The sequence below is a fragment of the Azospirillum palustre genome, from assembly GCF_002573965.1.
In the GTDB taxonomy this organism is placed as follows: Bacteria; Pseudomonadota; Alphaproteobacteria; order Azospirillales; family Azospirillaceae; genus Azospirillum; species Azospirillum palustre.
Genome location: NZ_PDKW01000043.1, coordinates 1,087,549 through 1,104,720 on the forward strand (window position 1 = coordinate 1,087,549; position 17,172 = coordinate 1,104,720).

General features: G+C 67.7%; 13 protein-coding genes and 1 riboswitch. Of the genes, 4 read left to right on the forward strand and 9 right to left on the reverse strand.

The window, feature by feature from the left end; all coding sequences use genetic code 11:
• Window positions 1-163: 163 nt before the first annotated feature.
• Window positions 164-1,429 (reverse strand): lytic transglycosylase domain-containing protein, encoded by a 1,266-nt coding sequence (locus CRT60_RS27485; RefSeq protein WP_244592789.1) that lies wholly within the window; start codon window positions 1,427-1,429, stop codon window positions 164-166.
• Between the two features lie 327 nt (window positions 1,430-1,756).
• Here CRT60_RS27485 and CRT60_RS37240 point away from each other — a divergent pair, with 327 nt between their 5' ends.
• Window positions 1,757-2,572 carry an RNA polymerase sigma factor gene (locus CRT60_RS37240; RefSeq protein ID WP_244592790.1) on the forward strand — a complete coding sequence of 272 codons (816 nt, stop codon included), beginning with the start codon at window positions 1,757-1,759 and terminating at the stop codon, window positions 2,570-2,572.
• A gap of 344 nt (window positions 2,573-2,916) precedes the next feature.
• On the opposite strand, the gene CRT60_RS27495 is transcribed toward CRT60_RS37240, so the two are convergent.
• Window positions 2,917-3,081: a DUF1328 domain-containing protein gene (locus CRT60_RS27495; protein ID WP_042689062.1), complete on the reverse strand. Its 165-nt coding sequence runs from the start codon at window positions 3,079-3,081 to the stop codon at window positions 2,917-2,919.
• 343 nt (window positions 3,082-3,424) lie between these two features.
• Between CRT60_RS27495 and CRT60_RS27500 the strand changes: the two genes are divergently transcribed.
• Window positions 3,425-3,856 carry a PepSY domain-containing protein gene (locus CRT60_RS27500; RefSeq protein WP_098739669.1) on the forward strand — a complete coding sequence of 144 codons (432 nt, stop codon included), beginning with the start codon at window positions 3,425-3,427 and terminating at the stop codon, window positions 3,854-3,856.
• Window position 3,857: 1 nt separating this feature from the next.
• On the opposite strand, the gene CRT60_RS27505 is transcribed toward CRT60_RS27500, so the two are convergent.
• Entirely contained in the window at window positions 3,858-5,939 is a 2,082-nt protein-coding gene (locus CRT60_RS27505) for a YjbH domain-containing protein (RefSeq protein ID WP_244592791.1), read from the reverse strand.
• Between the two features lie 87 nt (window positions 5,940-6,026).
• Window positions 6,027-6,446, reverse strand: a complete 420-nt coding sequence (locus tag CRT60_RS27510; protein ID WP_098741061.1) for an OsmC family protein — start codon at window positions 6,444-6,446, stop codon at window positions 6,027-6,029.
• Between the two features lie 155 nt (window positions 6,447-6,601).
• Here CRT60_RS27510 and CRT60_RS27515 point away from each other — a divergent pair, with 155 nt between their 5' ends.
• Complete coding sequence (locus tag CRT60_RS27515) at window positions 6,602-7,597, forward strand: cation diffusion facilitator family transporter (RefSeq protein ID WP_244592792.1); 996 nt, start codon at window positions 6,602-6,604, stop codon at window positions 7,595-7,597.
• 4 nt (window positions 7,598-7,601) lie between these two features.
• Here CRT60_RS27515 and CRT60_RS27520 read toward each other — a convergent pair whose 3' ends face one another.
• The 3 genes from CRT60_RS27520 to murJ all read right to left on the reverse strand — a co-directional run bounded on the left by CRT60_RS27520 (window position 7,602) and on the right by murJ (window position 11,204).
• Entirely contained in the window at window positions 7,602-8,117 is a 516-nt protein-coding gene (locus CRT60_RS27520; protein ID WP_098739672.1) for a phasin family protein, read from the reverse strand.
• 85 nt (window positions 8,118-8,202) lie between these two features.
• Window positions 8,203-9,411, reverse strand: a complete 1,209-nt coding sequence (gene metZ / locus CRT60_RS27525; protein WP_098739673.1) for an O-succinylhomoserine sulfhydrylase — start codon at window positions 9,409-9,411, stop codon at window positions 8,203-8,205.
• Window positions 9,412-9,491: 80 nt separating this feature from the next.
• Window positions 9,492-9,571: riboswitch (SAM riboswitch) on the reverse strand.
• A 34-nt stretch (window positions 9,572-9,605) separates the two neighbouring features.
• A complete protein-coding gene (gene murJ / locus CRT60_RS27530; protein WP_098739674.1) occupies window positions 9,606-11,204 on the reverse strand; it encodes a murein biosynthesis integral membrane protein MurJ in 1,599 nt (532 codons plus the stop codon).
• 300 nt (window positions 11,205-11,504) lie between these two features.
• On the opposite strand from murJ, the gene CRT60_RS27535 reads away from it, so the two are divergent.
• Entirely contained in the window at window positions 11,505-13,994 is a 2,490-nt protein-coding gene (locus CRT60_RS27535) for a hybrid sensor histidine kinase/response regulator (protein ID WP_244592793.1), read from the forward strand.
• Between the two features lie 24 nt (window positions 13,995-14,018).
• On the opposite strand, the gene CRT60_RS27540 is transcribed toward CRT60_RS27535, so the two are convergent.
• Both CRT60_RS27540 and CRT60_RS27545 read right to left on the reverse strand, forming a co-directional pair.
• Complete coding sequence (locus CRT60_RS27540; protein WP_244592794.1) at window positions 14,019-15,974, reverse strand: PAS domain-containing sensor histidine kinase; 1,956 nt, start codon at window positions 15,972-15,974, stop codon at window positions 14,019-14,021.
• A 107-nt stretch (window positions 15,975-16,081) separates the two neighbouring features.
• On the reverse strand, window positions 16,082-16,972 hold the full coding sequence (locus tag CRT60_RS27545) for a VOC family protein (protein WP_098739676.1): 891 nt from the start codon (window positions 16,970-16,972) through the stop codon (window positions 16,082-16,084).
• Window positions 16,973-17,172 lie beyond the last annotated feature (200 nt).

Sequence of the window (17,172 nt, forward strand, 5' to 3'; positions counted from 1 at the left end):
GGGTGAGACACTGGCGGGTGACGCGGGAAGGCGTCCCGAAGGGCGCCAGCGCTTGCGAAATCCGTCGTTCCCCGAGGGTAATCGTCATTTTATAACCAAAGTGTTAACCAAGCGCCGCCCGAGTCGCCCGAGTCGCATTTTTCCGAGTCGCAATCTCCCGTTCTCATCGTTTTCCGCCGCTGCGCGCTTTGGTCGAAAGCGACAGTTCGGCCACTTCCTCTCGCGCGCTGCTGACGAGGCCGGCCGACTGCACGATGTCACGGTTGAACGGATGATAGGTCTGTGCGTAGATCCCGCGGATCTTGGTCACGTAATCCTGCGTCTCGCGGTAGGGCGGGATGCCCTTGTATTGCAGCACGGCGCCCTCGCCGGCGTTGTAGCCCGCCAGCGCATAGGCGACGTTGCCGTTGAAGTAGGCCAGCAGCCAGCGCAGGTACTTCATGCCGCCGCGCATATTCTGTTCCGCATTGAACGGGTCGGATACGCCGAAACGCTCTGCCGTCTCCGGGATCAGCTGCATCAGCCCCTGGGCGTTCTTGTTGGAGACGACATCGACGCGATAGCCGGATTCCACCGCGATGACGGCGAGCACCAGATCTGGATCGAGGCCGTAGGTCGGCGCCATCTTCTGAACCATGGCGCGGATTTCCGCCGGCGGCTTGCGGATAATGCCCCAGCGCAGGTTGGGCGGCTCGCAGCGGTCCGGCGTCTTCACCGTTCCCCCGGCGCTGCCGACCAGACGCTCCGCCTGCTCGTTGCCCAAAGCTGCGGCCTTGCGCAGCCAGGCACGGCCGAGGTCGGCGTCCTTGGATACGCCGCCCAAACCGGCCATGTGCATGCGCCCGGCCATCAGCGCGGCGTCGGAATAATCCTGGCGGGCAGCCCGGCAATAGAGGGATAAGGCCAGCCGCGGATCGGCCTTCACCCCGTCGGCACGTTCGTAATGCTGTGCCAGTTCATACTGGGCGCGGGCGCTGCCCTTGTTGGCCAACGCCTCCAGCGCGGCGACGGTCTTCTCTGCAATGCCGGCGCTGGCCGGTGCCGAGGCCAGCAGGCAAGGCAGGAGTGCCGCCGCGGCAAACGCCGACAGGCGCGCACCGCGGGTTCGCCGTTGGGTGTTGCCCTGCGAGGTTGACGACATGCGCAACGCGGACGGTGTACCGCAAAGGTTCGTGTGGTCTTCCACCGGACCCCCCTGTATGATTTTCTTCGAGATTTCGGAGACCATCAAAAGGTCGGAAGCAGAGTTTTCAGGGAGGACGCTGCCGCACCCAACTGGCCGGGTGCCAGGCATGGCGGCATAAGCCGAAACGGATGGCCGGCTGCCGGAAAATACATCACCGCAAGAGGTTGATGTGGCGCCGCCAATAAAAAATACATAGGCCGATCGACTGGTGTCGGTCGGTCTTTTTCTTTTCGCGTTGGTCATGCGTCCTCCAATCGAGTTGGAGAAATAACGAACGACCATGTTTTAAGCCAATGCCCGAACGGTGATTGGTGTGGAATAGCAGGGGTACTCTAGGGGTTAATTGTCTCCATTGTATGACCCATTAGCCTTTTTCCCAACTGGCAGCTCCTTTGTGCGCTCATTAAGTACGGATCGGGCCAGATAATCGGCTGCGAATTCGACGGCCCCGGACGAGGGAGACTCTCCATTGTCCGGGGCCGTCGCGCCGGAGGCCCCGGCAAAGCCATCCGCACCAAGACGCGGAGAGCCGCCGTGGCGAACGGCATTGAAGGAGGCATCGTTTTACCGATGGCGAACCACGTCGCGACCACCTTGAGCCACCGACAGCGCATCCCGGTCGAGCCGGTGCCCTTCGGCGTCGAGGCCGTTGGCCGGACCCGTTCGGACCACCTGCCGACGTATCTTGACCAAAACACCGCCGATGCCGGGATGGAGACCCATTTGACTGCCCATGCGGAGGCCAAGATGGCCGAAGCCAGCACCGAAATCGACGAAGCCCCGGCCGATGTCGATACCGATGCCGATCTTACCGACGCCGCCGACACGGTTGCCCAGGCCGCTGCGGAGGACGACTTCCACCCCGATCCCAACGCACCGCCCGACCCGGCGGTGATCCGCCAGATCGAAGAGGAAATCCCACGCCTGCGCCGTTTTGCCCGTGCGATGGTGCGCGACGCCACTCTGGCCGACGATCTGGTGCAGGAGTGTCTTGAGCGCGCCCTGTCGCGTCTGCATCTGTGGCGCCCCGGCACCAACCTGCGGGCCTGGCTGTTCACCATCCTGCGCAACCTGCACATCAACGGTGTGCGCCGCCGCCAGCCGGTCGTCGACATCGACGCCGAGGCGCAGGCCGCCATCGGTGCCGCTCCCGGATCGCAGTTCGTGCGGATGGAACTGCGCGATCTCCGCCGGGCGCTGGCCCTGCTGCCGAACGAGCAGCGCGAGGTGGTTCTGCTGATCGGGCTGGAAGGGATTTCCTACAACGAGGCAGCCGACATCCTGGGCATTTCCATAGGCACGGTGAAGTCGCGCCTGTCGCGCGGCCGCCGCGCCCTCCGCCTGCTGATGGAAGGGGAAAGCCCGTCGGATGCCGCCGACGCCTGATTGCCCGACGCCCGATCGTGGCGGGCACGTGTTCGCCTGGTGCCGGCAAATGCTGATTTCCGCGGGGCGTCCGGTGGCCGGGCGCCCCGTTTCCATGTCCGTCCGTCTCCTGCCTGTCGCTTTCGGCCGCGGACGGAAGACGGACAGACAAAAAAGAACGGCGGCGCCCGTATGGACGCCGCCGGAGGCGGGGACGATCAGGACGCAGTCAGGGCACATCGGCGCCGACGGCATCTCTGGAGGAGAGAGAGTCTTGCAGCCTCGGGAGACACTGCGATCAACCGGCCGGCCCTAAAGAGGTTCCGTCCTGCCGGAACCGTAGGCCGGCCGGTTTGGCAACCTGCCTAGCGTCGCCGGACCAGACCCATGATCAGGCTGATGGCGAACAGGACCAGGAACAGGAAGAACAGGATCTGCGCGATGCCGGAGCTGGCCGACGCAATTCCACCGAACCCGAGCGCGCCGGCGATCAGCGCGATGACGAAGAAAACGAGAGCCCAATAGAGCATCATACCCTCCCTCGCTCGGCCGAATAGTCACCAAGGACTTCCGGCGTCACGCATGAGACAAGTCGTGGCCGCATCCGCCGTCCCGTCGTCTCCATATCCTGACCTCTGCTTGGGCATGCAAGTCGGGGCGGGTGATGGTAAGCACAGCCGGTGCGGCGGCATTCGAAGATCAGAACAACGCCGTGGGCGCGATGTTCCCTGTACCTGATCGGCCAGAGTATCGAAGCGCCGCAGGGCTGGTGCGGACTGGCATTTATGCAACAACGGGGCTGTCTGCGCGTTTCCGCTTGCAGAGAGGCCCGGCATCCGCCGGCCATGGGGCACGACAACGAGCGAGGACCCGATGAAGACCGGATTGATCCTGGCGGCAATGGCCGCCTCAGTCGCGATGGTTCCGGCGGCGATGGCGCAGCAGACCTATTCGCAAGGCTACTCCACTTATTCCAGCCAGAACCATTCAGGCAGCACCGGCAGCGATATTTCCAGCCTGACCGGCTCCGCTGGAGGAGCCACCTCCGATCTTGCCGGGCGCCGCGGACGGGGTCAGAAGCCGGTCGAGCTGCAACAGACGACTCTGCTCAACCAGCTCAGCGCCGCCGGCTATGTCTCGGTGCGCGACTTTCGCAAGGACGGGGACCGCTATGTCGCCAACGCCATGACCCCGCAGGGGCAGTGGACGACGGTGGTGCTCGACCCGCGCAACTCCTCGACGCCGCCGGCCAGGGTGCCGGCCACCGCTCCCGTTGTCACGCCGGGCAGCAAGCCGATCCGTTGATTCAGTTGAGCAGCCGCGACCATGTGCCGGCGAGGCGGCCGACGCCTCCCGGCACACGGAGATCGTAGAGCGGCAACGGCTGTTGCAGGCGCTGTCCGGCATCGCGGCCCAGCGTACGCACTGCCGTCTCCACCGTGCCGCCGACCGGCAGCCAACCCGATGCGGCGATAGGCACCACCAGCGCCAGCCCCCAGTCCATCCTGCCGCCGAACCGGCTTTGCGCCCCGTCCGGCCCTTCGGTCCAGGTGGCATGGGCGGTCAGGCCGATGCCGCCGTCGAAGCGGCGCATCACCTCCACCGTACCGCCCCAGTCGCCGCCGAGATAGCGGCCGAGCCGAAGTGCGGTCGTGGTATCGGCCCCCGGAGACTCCCAATAGACGCTGGCATGGCCGGTGCCGCGGGCATCGGTGCGGTCGAAGCCGAGCAGGCTGTCCGGCCGCCGCTTCCACACATGGTTGAGGTCGAGGCCCAGCGCCCAGCGGGCGGTGAGCGGTTGCACCAGCGCCTCGGCACCGATGCCGCCATACATCTCCTCCAGATGGCCGGCGGACAGCCGGATGGTCAGCCCATCCGCCGGACGGGCGAGCCATGCCCCATAGGCATGGTCGAGCGACATCTGGCGGTCGGCGTAGCGCGGCAGGTCGCTGCGCACGGGCTGTGCCGCCGGCAGGGCATTGGTGTCCAACAGTTCCAGATCGCTCGGCGCGTTGATGCGCAGCCCGCCGCCCAGCACCAGCCCGCGCATCGGCTCCGCCCGCAGCATCACGTCCGTGTGGGTGCGTTGGGCCAATGGGGTTCCCAGCTCCGCCAGATCGAAGGTGGCGACGAGCCGGGTCGAGAGATCGAGGGAGGGGCGCCAGTCGGGCGGCGGTTCGGCCGCCGGGGCGAGTTGCGTGAGTTGCGTGGTTTGCCAGATCTCCTCGGCGCTGCCGCGATGGTTTGCGGCCCGTTCCAGGTCGCGGCGGAGCAGGGTCACGGCCGCCGCGTCGAGACCTGCGGCGCCGGTGACGATGCGGAGCCGCTCGACTTCCGGCGGAGCGAGGTCGGCGAGCAGGCGGGCGGCATCGCCGACCTCGCGCGCCACCGGCATCCGCCCGGTCCCGGCCGGGTCGAGCCACAAGGTCGCCAGTTCCCCCTCGATCCGGGCAGAGCGGACGGGCAGGCCCCGGCTGCGGGCCACCAGGGCGATGGCATCGGCGGACAAGGCCGATCCGGCCGAGGGGCGCGGGCCGATGGACGGGGGAGAGCGGTCGGGCTTGTCGGCATCCACCGCCGGATCGAAGCGGATCGACAGCCGCAGCATCAGGCGGCGTCCTTGCTCGTAGGCTGCACCCAGGTCGGCCCAGGAGGTGGGGCGCCAGGACAGGCCGAGGCTGTAGCGGCTGCCGGGATCGAAGCCCGGTTCATCCTGCCGCTGGGCACGGAAGCGGTCACCGGAGGATTCCAGCTTCAGGCTCAGACCGTCGACCGGCAGGTGCCACTCCGCGCCGCCGAACAGCGCCACCCGTTCGCCACTGAACCATGCCTTGGGGCCGCGGGCGGTTGGCCAAGCGGAGGGATCGCGGTCGCGGCGGAACCGGCCGCCCAGGAAACGCAGAGGGTTGCGCAGTTGGCCGGCTTCCCCCAGCGTTCCCCACCCCATGCCCAGCGTCAGGTCGACATCCCACCAGCGGCGTGACAGGGCGACGTATTCGCCGGCGAAACGGCCCTTTCCCGGCAGATCCAGCCCCGAGCCGGTGACGTCGCGTCCGCCGACCACGATTGCCGGCCCATGCTCGTCCTCACGCCGCAGGCGTAGCTTCAGGTCGAGACCGGGTTCGCTGAGCCCGTAATAGCCGGGATAGACGCTGTTGCGCCCGGTGACCTCCAGCCAGGGCAGCGGCTGGGCCGAGATCGTGTAATGGCGGTGCAGATCGCCGAGCGCTGTCAGCCCGCCGCTCATCGACCCGTCGGGTGCCATCCGGGCGTTCGGCATCTGCAACAGCCCGATCCCGCCCCAGTCGGACAGGCTGACGCTTGCCTCTCCGGCGAAAGCGGGGGAGGTGAGCATTGAAAGAAGGGAGGCGATAACGAAAGGGCGCACGCGATGATCGCGAAGGTTCGGAGCGGATGTCCGATCCTTCGCGTGTCATGCATATGGATGCAACTGAAAAGCTATGGAACCGCCTTGTTACGGCGCCTCGACCACTTCGAAGTCGTGGGTGATCGTCGCGGTCTGGCCCAGCATGATGGAGGCCGAGCAGTACTTTTCCGCCGACAGGGCAATGGCGCGCTCGACCTTCGCCGGGTCCAGCTTGCGGCCGGTCACGGTGAAGTGGACGTGGATCTTGGTGAAGACCTTCGGATCGGTGTCCGCCCGCTCCGCCTCGATGGCGGCGACGCAATCGGTGATCTGCTGGCGGCCCTTCTCCAGGATCATCACCACGTCGAAGCAGGTGCAGCCGCCCATGCCGATCAGCAGCATTTCCATCGGCCGGATGCCGGCGTTGCGGCCACCGGCTTCCACGGCGCCATCCATCACCACGGCATGGCCGCTGCCGGATTCGCCGACGAACATCTTGCCGTCCACCCAGGTGACGCGCGCCTTCATGACCATTTCCTTCGTTCACTGTTGATCGTGAGTGACCGCGCGAGAAGCTAGGCGCCGCGACGGATCGGTGCAAGAGGCGCGCTGCGTCCTCAATATCACACTTGTCCAACAACACCGGTGCGCCCAGAGTCCGGTGCGCTGCGATGCACAATCCGATGGCGAGACCCACCACCATGCCGCACGGCCATTCCCATGGCGGTTCCACCCACCTCGACCACGATCATGCAGGGCATGACCAATCCGATCACGGCCATGCCGGCCACCAACACCACCACGGGCCGGTGCGCTACGACCGCTCCTTCGCCCTGGGGGCGCTGCTGAACATCGGCTTCGTGGTGGTGGAGGCGGTCTATGGGCTGATCGCCAACTCAACCGCCCTGATCGCCGACGCCGGGCACAATCTCAGCGACGTGATGGGACTGCTGCTGGCCTGGGGAGCGGTGTGGCTCGGGCGGCGGATTCCGCAGGGACGCTACACTTACGGCTTCGGCAACGCCTCGATCCTGGCGTCGCTGCTGAATGCCATGATCCTGCTGATCGCCGTCGGCGCCATCCTGCTGGAGGCGGTCAACCGCCTTGCCGATCCGGAACCGGTCGGGGAAACGACGGTGATGGTGGTGGCGACGATCGGCATCGCCGTCAATGGCTGGACCGCCTGGCTGTTCATGGGCGGGCAGAAGCACGACATCAATCTGCGCGGCGCCTATCTGCACATGGCGGCCGACGCAGCGGTGTCGCTGGGCGTGGTGGTGGCGGCGCTGGCAATCCGCTTCACCGGCTGGCTGTGGCTGGACCCGGTGACCAGCATCCTCATCGCCCTGGTAATCGTCGCCGGCACCTGGGGATTGCTGCGTGATTCGGTGCGCTTGGCGATGGGCGCTGTGCCGGACGGCGTCGACCGGACGGGGGTGGAGCGCTATCTGGCCGGACTGCCCGGCGTCACCGCCGTGCATGACCTGCACATATGGCCGATCAGCACGACCGAAACCGCTCTGACCGCCCATCTTGTCCGTCCCGGCATGGATCAGGACGACGCGCTGCTGCTGGAAATCTCGACGGTGCTGAAGGAGCGCTTCGGCATCGGCCACGTCACCATCCAGGTGGAGCATGACGGCAGTTGTTGCCGCCTTGCTCCCGCGGACGTGGTTTGATCGGTCAGGCCTGTTCGCGGGCAAGGCGGCGGGCGTTGGCGCGCACCTTGCGGTAGGCGGGGTTCATGCCGGCGGCGGCGAGGGAGGCCGTCGCCTCGATCAGGCGCAGGTTGGCATGGATGCCGGCATCGACGACATCCGCCAGCAGGCGCTGCTGGACATCGATGATCTCCACCGGGTTCTTGCAGCTGGCGAGGCCGCCGATGGTGGTGGCGGCTGCCTGGGTCTGCTTGGCGATCATGCTGATCCAGGCCTGCCCGAACTCGCCGATGCCGGTGGCGACGGCGTGGAAGGCCTCCACCGCCGCCTCCACCTTCTCCGCACCCATGCGGATGAATTCCGGATTGGCGAAGTCGATGGGGTTCGACAGCGCCGCGGTCATCATCGCGGTGCGATAGCCGATGGTCTGCGCCGCAGCGACGCCCATTTCGCCACCGCGAAGGCCGGTCTTGGTGATCTGGCCCGCCACCGCCATCAGCCTGTCGGTGGGGTGGCCGTTGCCGGCATTCTCTCGTGACATGGGCGTCGCCTCTCTCTTAGAAATCATTGCCGGAACCTGACTGCAGGGTCAACGCTGCACTGCAGCATAAGTTCCGGCACGATCTTTACGCCTCGGCGAGCGCGCGGTCGAGATCTTCCATGATGTCCTGGGGATCCTCTAGACCAACGGACAGGCGCAGCAGGCCGGGTTCGATCCGGGCGGCGATCTTCTCCTCGTCCGTCAGCTTGCAGTGGGTGGTGGTGGCGGGATGGGTGACCAGGCTCTTCGAATCGCCCAGATTGTTGGAGATCATCACCATGCGCAGGCCGTTCAGCGTGTTGAACGCCTCGGTCTTGCCGCCCTTGAGGAAGACCGACAGCATGTTGCCGCCACCGGTCATCTGCTTGCGCACCAGATCGTATTGCGGATGGCTGGGCAGCAGCGGGTACAGCACCTGGGCCACCTTCGGATGGCTTTCCAGGAACTCCGCGACCTGGAGCCCTGCCGCGGACTGGGCCTGCACGCGCAGCTCCAGCGTCTCCATCCCCTTCAGCAGCAGCCAGGAATTGAAGGGGGAGATGGTCGGGCCGGTGTTGCGCAGGAAGGGATGGATGACCTCAGAGGCGTATTTCCTGTCCTTGGCCAGGATGACGCCGCCCAGGCAGCGGCCCTGGCCGTCGATGTGCTTGGTCGCCGAATAGATGATGACGTCGGCGCCGAAGTCGAACGGACGCTGGAGCACCGGCGTGGCGAAGGCATTGTCGACCACGACCACCGCACCCGCCTTGTGGGCGAGATCGCAGACGGCCTGGAGATCGACGACCTCGAGCCCGGGGTTGGACGGGGTTTCGAGGAAGACCGCCTTGGCCGGCTTGGACAGAGCCTCTTCCCACTCGGCCAGACTGGTGCCGTCGACGAACACGGTTTCGATGCCGTAGCGGCTACACAGCTCCTTCAGGATCCAGTAGCAGGAGATGAAGAGCGCCCGCGGCGCCACCACCCGGTCGCCGGTGCGCAGGCCGCTCATCAGGGCGCCATGCACCGCGGCCATGCCGCTGGAGGTGGCATAGGCCCATTCCGCCCCCTCATATTCGGCCAGCCGATCCTCGAACATCGCCGAGGTCGGGTTGCGGAAGCGGGAATAGACGTGGCGCGTGCCGTCGTTGGCGAAGGCGTTCTCCGCCTCTTCCGCCGAGCCGTAGACGAAGCCTGAGGTCTGGTACAGCGCCTCGCAGGTTTCGTCGAACTGCGAGCGGCGGATGCCGCCATGGACCAGCTTGGAGCGGGGGCGCAGCCCCGCGACGTTCGGATTGCGATGATCGGTGCGCGACATTCCGCGACTCTCCCCTGATGATCGCCGGTGGGGCAAGGCCGGCCGCAAACAAAAAAAGCCCCGACCGATCGGGTCGAGGCGCGGACGCGGCTCGGACCTTTTTAGCGGGTTGTTTTACGTGGCCCGCAAGCCGGTCGACCAAATCACCACGTTGATCCGCTTGTACGACCGCCTATGACCGTCGTCAAGAGGGGCTAGCCATGACGTGCCGTCTCCTCTGCCCCTTGTGGGGAAGAGGACGGGGAAGGGGACTTCGACAGCATTCCTTTGACGTCTCCTAATCTGGCCCCGCCCAGCAGCGTCGCCAGCGCGCCGAACGCTGCGGCGCCACCGGCGACAAGCAAGGCCAGCGCCACGAACCGCACTGCGGTGGAGGGCGCGTCCAGCCAGGGCGTCAGCACATGCCCGCCAGCCAGAAGTGCCGCTCCCATGCCGGCCGCAGCCGCCGCGATCCGGGGAGCGCGGCGCTTCAGACGGTCGTCCAGATCGAACAGGCCGCGCTTGCGCATCGCCGCCACCAGCAGCCCGACATCCAGCCATGCCGTCAGCCCGGTGGACAGCGCGATGCCGACATGGCCCAGCCAGGGCATCAGCAGCAGCGCCAGCAGGGCGGTCGCCACCGTCACGATGACGGCGACGCGCACCGGGGTCACCGTGTCGTGGCGGGCGAAGAACGCGGCGTTCAGCGACTTCACGATCACATAGGCCGGGATGCCGATGGCGTAGGCGGCAAGCGCCATCGCGGTGGCGTGCGCCTCCTGCGGACCGAAGGCGCCGCGCTGGAACAGGACGGCGACGATGGGCGTCCCCGCCACGCCGAGCGCGACCGCGGCCGGCAGGCCGAGCAGCAGGCTGAACTCCAGCGCGCGGCTCAGGTAATGGCGGACCATCCGCTCGTCCCCGGCGGCGACATGGCGGGCCAGCACCGGCAGAAGGGCAGTGCCGATGGCAATGCCGATGACGCCCAGCGGCATCTGGTTCAACCGGTCGGCATAATAGAGGAAGGACACCGCTCCCGACGGCAGCAGCGAGGCAAGCACGATGTTCAGGAACAGGTTGATCTGCATGACCCCGGCACCGATGGCGCCCGGCCCGATCAGCCGGAACAGCCGCCGCATCCCCTCCGTCATCCGCGGCGGGTGCAGCGTCAGCACCACCCCCGCCCTGGCGCAGGCCCAGGCCATCCAGGCGACCTGAACCACCCCCGACAGCGTCACCGCCGCCGCCATGGCGGTGCCGGGTTCCAGCCCCAGCCGCGGGGCGACCAGCAGGGCGGCGACCAGCGTCAGGTTGAAGGCGATGGGCGCCGCGGCGAACGGCCCGAAACGGTCGAGCGCGTTCAGCACACCGCCCAGCAGCGCCACCAGCGAGATCAGCGCCAGATAGGGAAAGGTCAGCCGTGCCATATCCACCGCCAGGGCGAACTTGGCCGGTTCGTCGACGAAGCCGGGGGCGAGACCGTGCATCAGCCAGGGCATGGCGACGATGGCTGCCAGCGTGAAAGGCAGCAGCATCGCCAGCAGCATCGCCAGCGCCTCTTCCGCGAAACGGATGGCGGCGCTGCGTCCGCGTGTCTGAAGCTCGGCGGCGAACAGTGGGACGAAGGCGACGCCGAAGGCGCCCTCCGCGAACAGCCGGCGGAACAGGTTGGGCAGCTTCAGCGCGACGAAGAAGGCGTCGGCCACCGGGCCGGCGCCCAGCACCGCCGCGGTCAAAATGTCGCGTGCGAAGCCGGCCAGCCGGCTCAGCAGGGTCAGTCCGCCGACGGTGGCGATGGCGCGTGCGAAGCTCATCGCGGCGGTATAGCCGGCGGCGTCCGCGCGGCAAAGCCGGCTTTTCGGCGCGGTCGACGCCGTCGCCCTCCCTTCGCTCCTGCGGTCCCGTGCGCTGGAGCGTGTCTTGGAACGCTGTGCACGAAAGGAATGTGAGGGCGGTCTGCATGGGTGGAGCAACTGTCCGCCGGTGCCACCTTGCCGGTTACGGCGTTGCGTCGGCATCTGCGTTGCGGCATGCTTGCGTCCGCCTGCCGCCGGCCCTCCGCTTTCCTGGCGATGGACACGGCCGGCGGACGATCCACTGCGTTCGGGGTATACGTGAAGCGGGCGCTCTGGCTTTTTTCCGGTTTCGGCGGGCGTCTGGTCCTGCCCGCCCTGGCGGTCGCGCTGGCCATCGCCGCCCTGTGGTGGATTCTGCTCGACCGCCTTCATCGGGAAGAGCATCTGCTCGACCTGACTGCCCATGAGAAGACCGCCGTCGTCGCCCGTCTGGTGGAGGAACATGCGGTTTCCACCTTCCGCCGCGTCGACGACCTGCTGCTGGACCTCATCGCCAACACCGAGCGCAACCGCTCCATGCGCCTGGATTCCCGGCGGGCCTTCGAAGAAGGCTTGGTCGTCGGGGTTCGTGTCTATGACGCCTCGGGGCTGCTGACCATGGGCGGGGGGCGGGCCACCTTCCAGGGGTCCGTCACCGACCGTGACGAGTTCCGCATCGCCCGCGACGCCGCGCCGCGCGGGCTGGTGATCGGCATGCCCTACGCATCGTCCGAAACGCAGGATCTGCTGATCCCGATTTCGCGCCGGCTGGAGAATGCCGACAGCACATTCGCGGGGATCGCGGTCGCCGACATTCCTGTCGAATCCTTCGCCCGCTATTACCGCGTGCTCGGTTTGCCGGCCGACGGGGCGGCGACGCTGCTGCGGACCGACGGCGTCATCATCGCCCGCAACGCAGGGGCCAGCAACGTTACGGGGCGGGGAACCACCAACAACGAACTGTGGCAGGCGGTCAGGCAGCATCCCGTCGGCCACATCCGCATGATAAGTCCGGTCGACGGGGTGGAACGGATCACCGCCTTCCGCTCGGCGCCCGACTATCCGGTGGTCGCCATCGTCGGCGAATCGGTGGAGACGGTGTTCGGTCCCTGGCGCGACAATGCCCGCCTCTACATCGGCTGGGCGGTCGCCACCACGGTGGTGATCCTGCTGTTCGTCATCGCCTTCATCGTCGAGCTGCAATGGCGCCGGCACACCGACCGGGCGCTGCGGGTGCGCAACAGGGCGCTGGCCTGGAGCAACGACGGCATCATGATCGCCGACGCCACCCAGCCGGGCATGCCCATCGTCTATGTCAATCCGGCGCTCGAACAACTGCTGGGGGCGCCGATTTCCGCCCTGATGGGCAGCGGCGCCCTGACCGCGCTGGAGCGGGCGACCAAGGACCGTGCGGCCTTGCAGCCCTTGCGCGACGCCATCGTCGTCGGACGCGATGCGTGTGTGGAACTGACCCGGCCCGACCCTGACGAAGAGGGGGCGGACCCGAAAGGGTCGCGCTGCCTGGAACTGAGCGCGTCGCCGGTCCGCGATCACGACAACCGGCTGGTCAGCCTGATCGCCACCGTCCGCGACATCTCCGAGCACAAGCGTGCCCAGGCGGCGCTGACCGACGCGAGGCGGGAGGCCGACCGGGCGAATGTCGCCAAGTCCAAGTTCCTGGCCGCCGCCAGCCATGATTTGCGCCAGCCGGTGCAGTCGCTGATGCTGCTGATGGAGGTGCTGTCGAGCCGTGTCAGCGACCCCATGACCCGCAATGTCCTGGGCACGATGGAGCGGGCGCTCGGCGCCTTGAAGATGCTGCTCGACGGGCTGCTGGACGTTTCCCGGCTGGAAGCGGGAGCGGTGGTGCCGGAGGTCGAGGTCTTTGCGCTGGCGGAGGTGATGGACCGCGTCGCCGCCAACAGCCGGCCGGTCGCCGTCCAGAAGGGGCTGCTCCTGCACATCGTGCCGAGCAGCATCCATGTGCGCAGCGACCCGATGCTGCTGGGCCGCATCCTGCAGAATCTGGTGGAAAACGCCCTGCGCTATACCGACAAGGGCCGCATCCTGATCGGCTGCCGCCGCCGCGGCCACATGCTGCGCATCGAGGTGTGGGACACCGGCATCGGCATTCCCGCCGACCAGCAGGAGGACATCTTCCAGGAGTTCGTGCAGGTCGGCAACGCCAGCCGAAACCGCGACCAGGGGCTGGGGCTCGGGCTGGCGGTGGTGCGGCGGCTGTCGGTCATGCTGGGCCATCAGGTGACGGTGCGGTCGACACCCGGCGAAGGCTCGGTCTTTGCGGTCGAGCTTCCCGTTGCCGATCCCCCGGCGGCGAAACCGGCGCCCGCTCCGTGCTCTCCCCGTCCGGCCTTCGCCACCACGGTGCTGGTGATCGAGGACGACATGATCGTCCGTGAAGGGCTGCGGGCCATGCTGGCAGAGTGGGGCTATGGCGTCATGGCCGCCGAATCCTGTGCCGAGGCCCTGGACCTCGCCAACCGCGGGCCGGCGCCCGACCTGATCGTCGCCGATTACCGCCTGCGCGACGGCCGCACCGGAACGGAGGCCATCCGTGAGGTGCGGCTGGCCTTGGGCCGCATCCTGCCGGGCATCCTCGTCACCGGCGATACCGCTCCCGCCCGCGCGCAGGAGGCGGAGGCCGGCAATTTCCGTGTGATGCACAAGCCGGTGATCGCCGCCGACCTGCGCCGCGCGGTGGCCGAGGCGCTGGAACCGCTGCGGAACGAACGCCAGACCGTCGCCTGACCGGTGGCGGGTCGGTGCCGGGGATCAGCCGCGGTCCGGTGCCTGCCGCGGCACCCGCAGGGTGAAGACCGCGCCGTGACCGGGGTCGTTGCGGACGCTCAACTGGCCGCCGAGCGTCTGTGTCGCCAGATTGTAGGCGATGTGCAGCCCCAGCCCGACGCAGCCGGCATGGCGCGCGGTGGTGAAGAAGGGGTCGAAGATCCGGGGCAGATCGGCTTCCAGGATTCCTTGCCCATCGTCGCTGTGAACCACCTCGATCCAGTCGTCGCTGTCGGCATGGATGTCGATGGTGATCCGGCCGCTCTGCTCCGGCCGGAAGGCATGGGTCAGAGAGTTGCGCACCAGATGGGTCAGCACGCGGGCGAAGGCGCCGGGGAAGCTTTCCAGTTGCAGCGCCTCCGGACAGGCCAGCTCCACCCGGTGGCCTGAGGAGCCGATCTGGGTATGCAGGCTCAGCAGCACGTCCTCGGTGTATTCGCGCAGATAGAAGGTGCGGCGCTCGTCGCCGGTCTGGTCGGCCGCCACCTGCTTGAACATGTGGACCAGCGCGGCGATGCGTTCGGTGTTGCCGACCAGCAGTTGCCCGGCCTCCTGCGCCACCTCCAGAAAGCCGGCAAGGGCCGAGCGGGTCAGGGCGTTGGCGGCGAACTGGCGCTTCACGTCTTCCGCCCGGCTCAGCAGGTGGGAGGCGGTCGTCAGCGCCACGCCGACCGGTCCGTTCACCTCGTGCGCCACGCCGGCGACGAGCTGGCCGAGGGATGCCATCTTCTCGGTCTGGACCAGGCTGTCCTGGGCGGCCTGCAACTCGCGATAGGCCTGCTCAACCCTGTCCTTGGCCGCACGCAGGGCGTCGGCGGCCCGCGCCCGCTCCGTGGTGTCCAGCATGACGCCGAACAGGTGGGTCAGGCGCCCGTCCAGATCGAAGCGCGGCGCGCAGGAGGAGGAGACGTAGCGGACCTCGCCCGCCGGATCGATCGCCCGGTATTCGACATAGACGCGGCGCGAGTTGCCGATCACGCTTTCCAGCATGTTGCCGAAGGACATGCGGTCATCGGGGTGCAGGATGCCCAGCAGATTGTCGAAGGTCGGCTCGAACCGGCCCGGATCCTGGCCGTAGATGCCGAAGGCCTCGCGGTTCCACACCAGCGTGCCGCTGTGGATGCCGTATTCCCAATAGCCGAGATGGCCGGTGCGGTAGGCCTCTTCCAGCCGCTGCCTGGCGGCGTCGAGCTGGGCAGCGGCCTCCGCCCGCTCGGTGCTGTCCATCAGCACGCCGAAGACGTGGGTCAGCCGCCGCTGCCCATCCAGCCGTGGTGCGCAGGAGGCGGAGACATAGCGGACCCGGCCGTCGCGGTCGTGGACGCGGTATTCGACATAAACGCGCTGGGGGTTGCCGACCACGCTCTCCAGCATGTTGCCGAAGCGCGGCCGGTCGTCGTGGTGCAGGATGCCCAGCAGGTCGTCGAACCCTCCGGCGAAGCGGTCGCGCTCATGGCCCAGCACCGCCAGCCCGGCGTCGCTCAGCACCAGCTCGCCGGATTGGATACCATACTCCCAGTAACCGAGTTTCGCGGTGTGACAGGCCTCTTCGAGTTTCTCTGTCGCCAGCTCCAGCCCGCGGGCGGTGCGGCGCTGCTCGGTGACGTCCTCCACCGTCGCGATCCAGGGCGGACCGCCGACGCGGACCAGCAGGTCGTGGGATTCGCCGGTGGCCGACCGGACGCTGACTTCCCGCTCGTCACCGGGGACGGCATCGGAAAGGTTGGCGGTGAAGGAGTCGGTGCTGCCGTAGCGGTCGAGAAAGCGGCGATTGCCGCGCAGCCGCCCGTCGGGCTCGCGGAGCAGGGCGGCGACGGGCAGGGCATCGAAAAGCGGGGGAACGGAGGATGATTCGGAGGATGGGACGGGCGCCGCCGGCACGGAACCGGTCTCCTGCCCAGGAGCCCCCGTCACGTCCATCGCCTGACCCGCTGTCGTCATGTGCATCTCCACAGTCCGCGCCCGATCCACGGGCGCAACTGTCGGCGGACACTACACAAGCAATTCAGCGGGACCTATGCCCAATTCGGCGCAAATCGTCGCGAATTTCAGGGTATCAGGCTGTCGAGGTCGAAGTCCTGGGCGAAGGCGATCATGGCGCCGCAGGCGCTGCCCGATCCAACCCGCATCACGCCCTCTCCGACCACCGTCGGGAACTTGCTTTTCTGCAACGCCTGCTGGGCCTTCACCGGATCGGCGACGCGCACGACGAAGCCGGCGAAGAAGGGCAAGGTGGCCGTGGCGAAGGCGGGATCGGCGGTCCAGGCCCAATGCAGGCGGTCGGGCGTGGCGACCAGCACCGGCACCTGACCGTCACCGGACCCGGCCGGCACCACCACGCGGGTGGAGCCGCGGTGGGCGACGGTGCCGCCCAGCAGTGCGGCATAGGCCGCGGCGACCGCATCGGGATCGGCGGCGGCGATCACCAGTGCCTCCAACCCGGTGGCGCTGTTGGCATGCTCCAGCTGGTCGGGACGCCAGACCAGATCGGGCGTGTGATGCTGGCACAGGAAGACGCGGCCGGCCGGAGTGGATGCCGGGTCGATCTGGGTGATGGTGAAAGTCGCGTCACGGCTGCCGCCCGGCAACTCCACCGGCCGGCCGAAATCGACGGGCTCCGACACCGGGAAGCCGGCGGCTGTCAGCGGTCCGACGGCGGCGCGGGCGTCGGGCGTCTTCAGCGCGATGGCGGCGATGCCCTCGCGCTGACGCAGGAATGCCGAGTAATGGGCGTTGACCGGTCTTTGTTCCTCGATGCCCAGCAACTCCAGATAGGTGCCGGTCGGGAACAGAATGGTGTGGTTGGCGGATTTCAGCTGGGTGTGGTGGCCGCGCGGCGTCACGGTGAAGCCAAGCCGGGCGTAAGCGTCGCGCGCCGCGTCCAGGTCGCGGGTCGCGATGACCAGATGGTCCAGTCCGGTGATGCCGTCGATGCTCATGGCGTCCTGCCGCTGTCGGGTTTCTGTGCCGCCAGCGATAGAACAGCCGGCCCGCCGCGGCAAGCGTGAAGCGGCCAGGCCTCCCGGGAGGAAGGCCCGGCCCTTCGATCACAGCGCCTGTTGCAGCTCCGGCACGGCCTTGAAGAGGTCCGCGACGAGGCCGTAATCGGCGACCTGGAAGATGGGCGCTTCCTCATCCT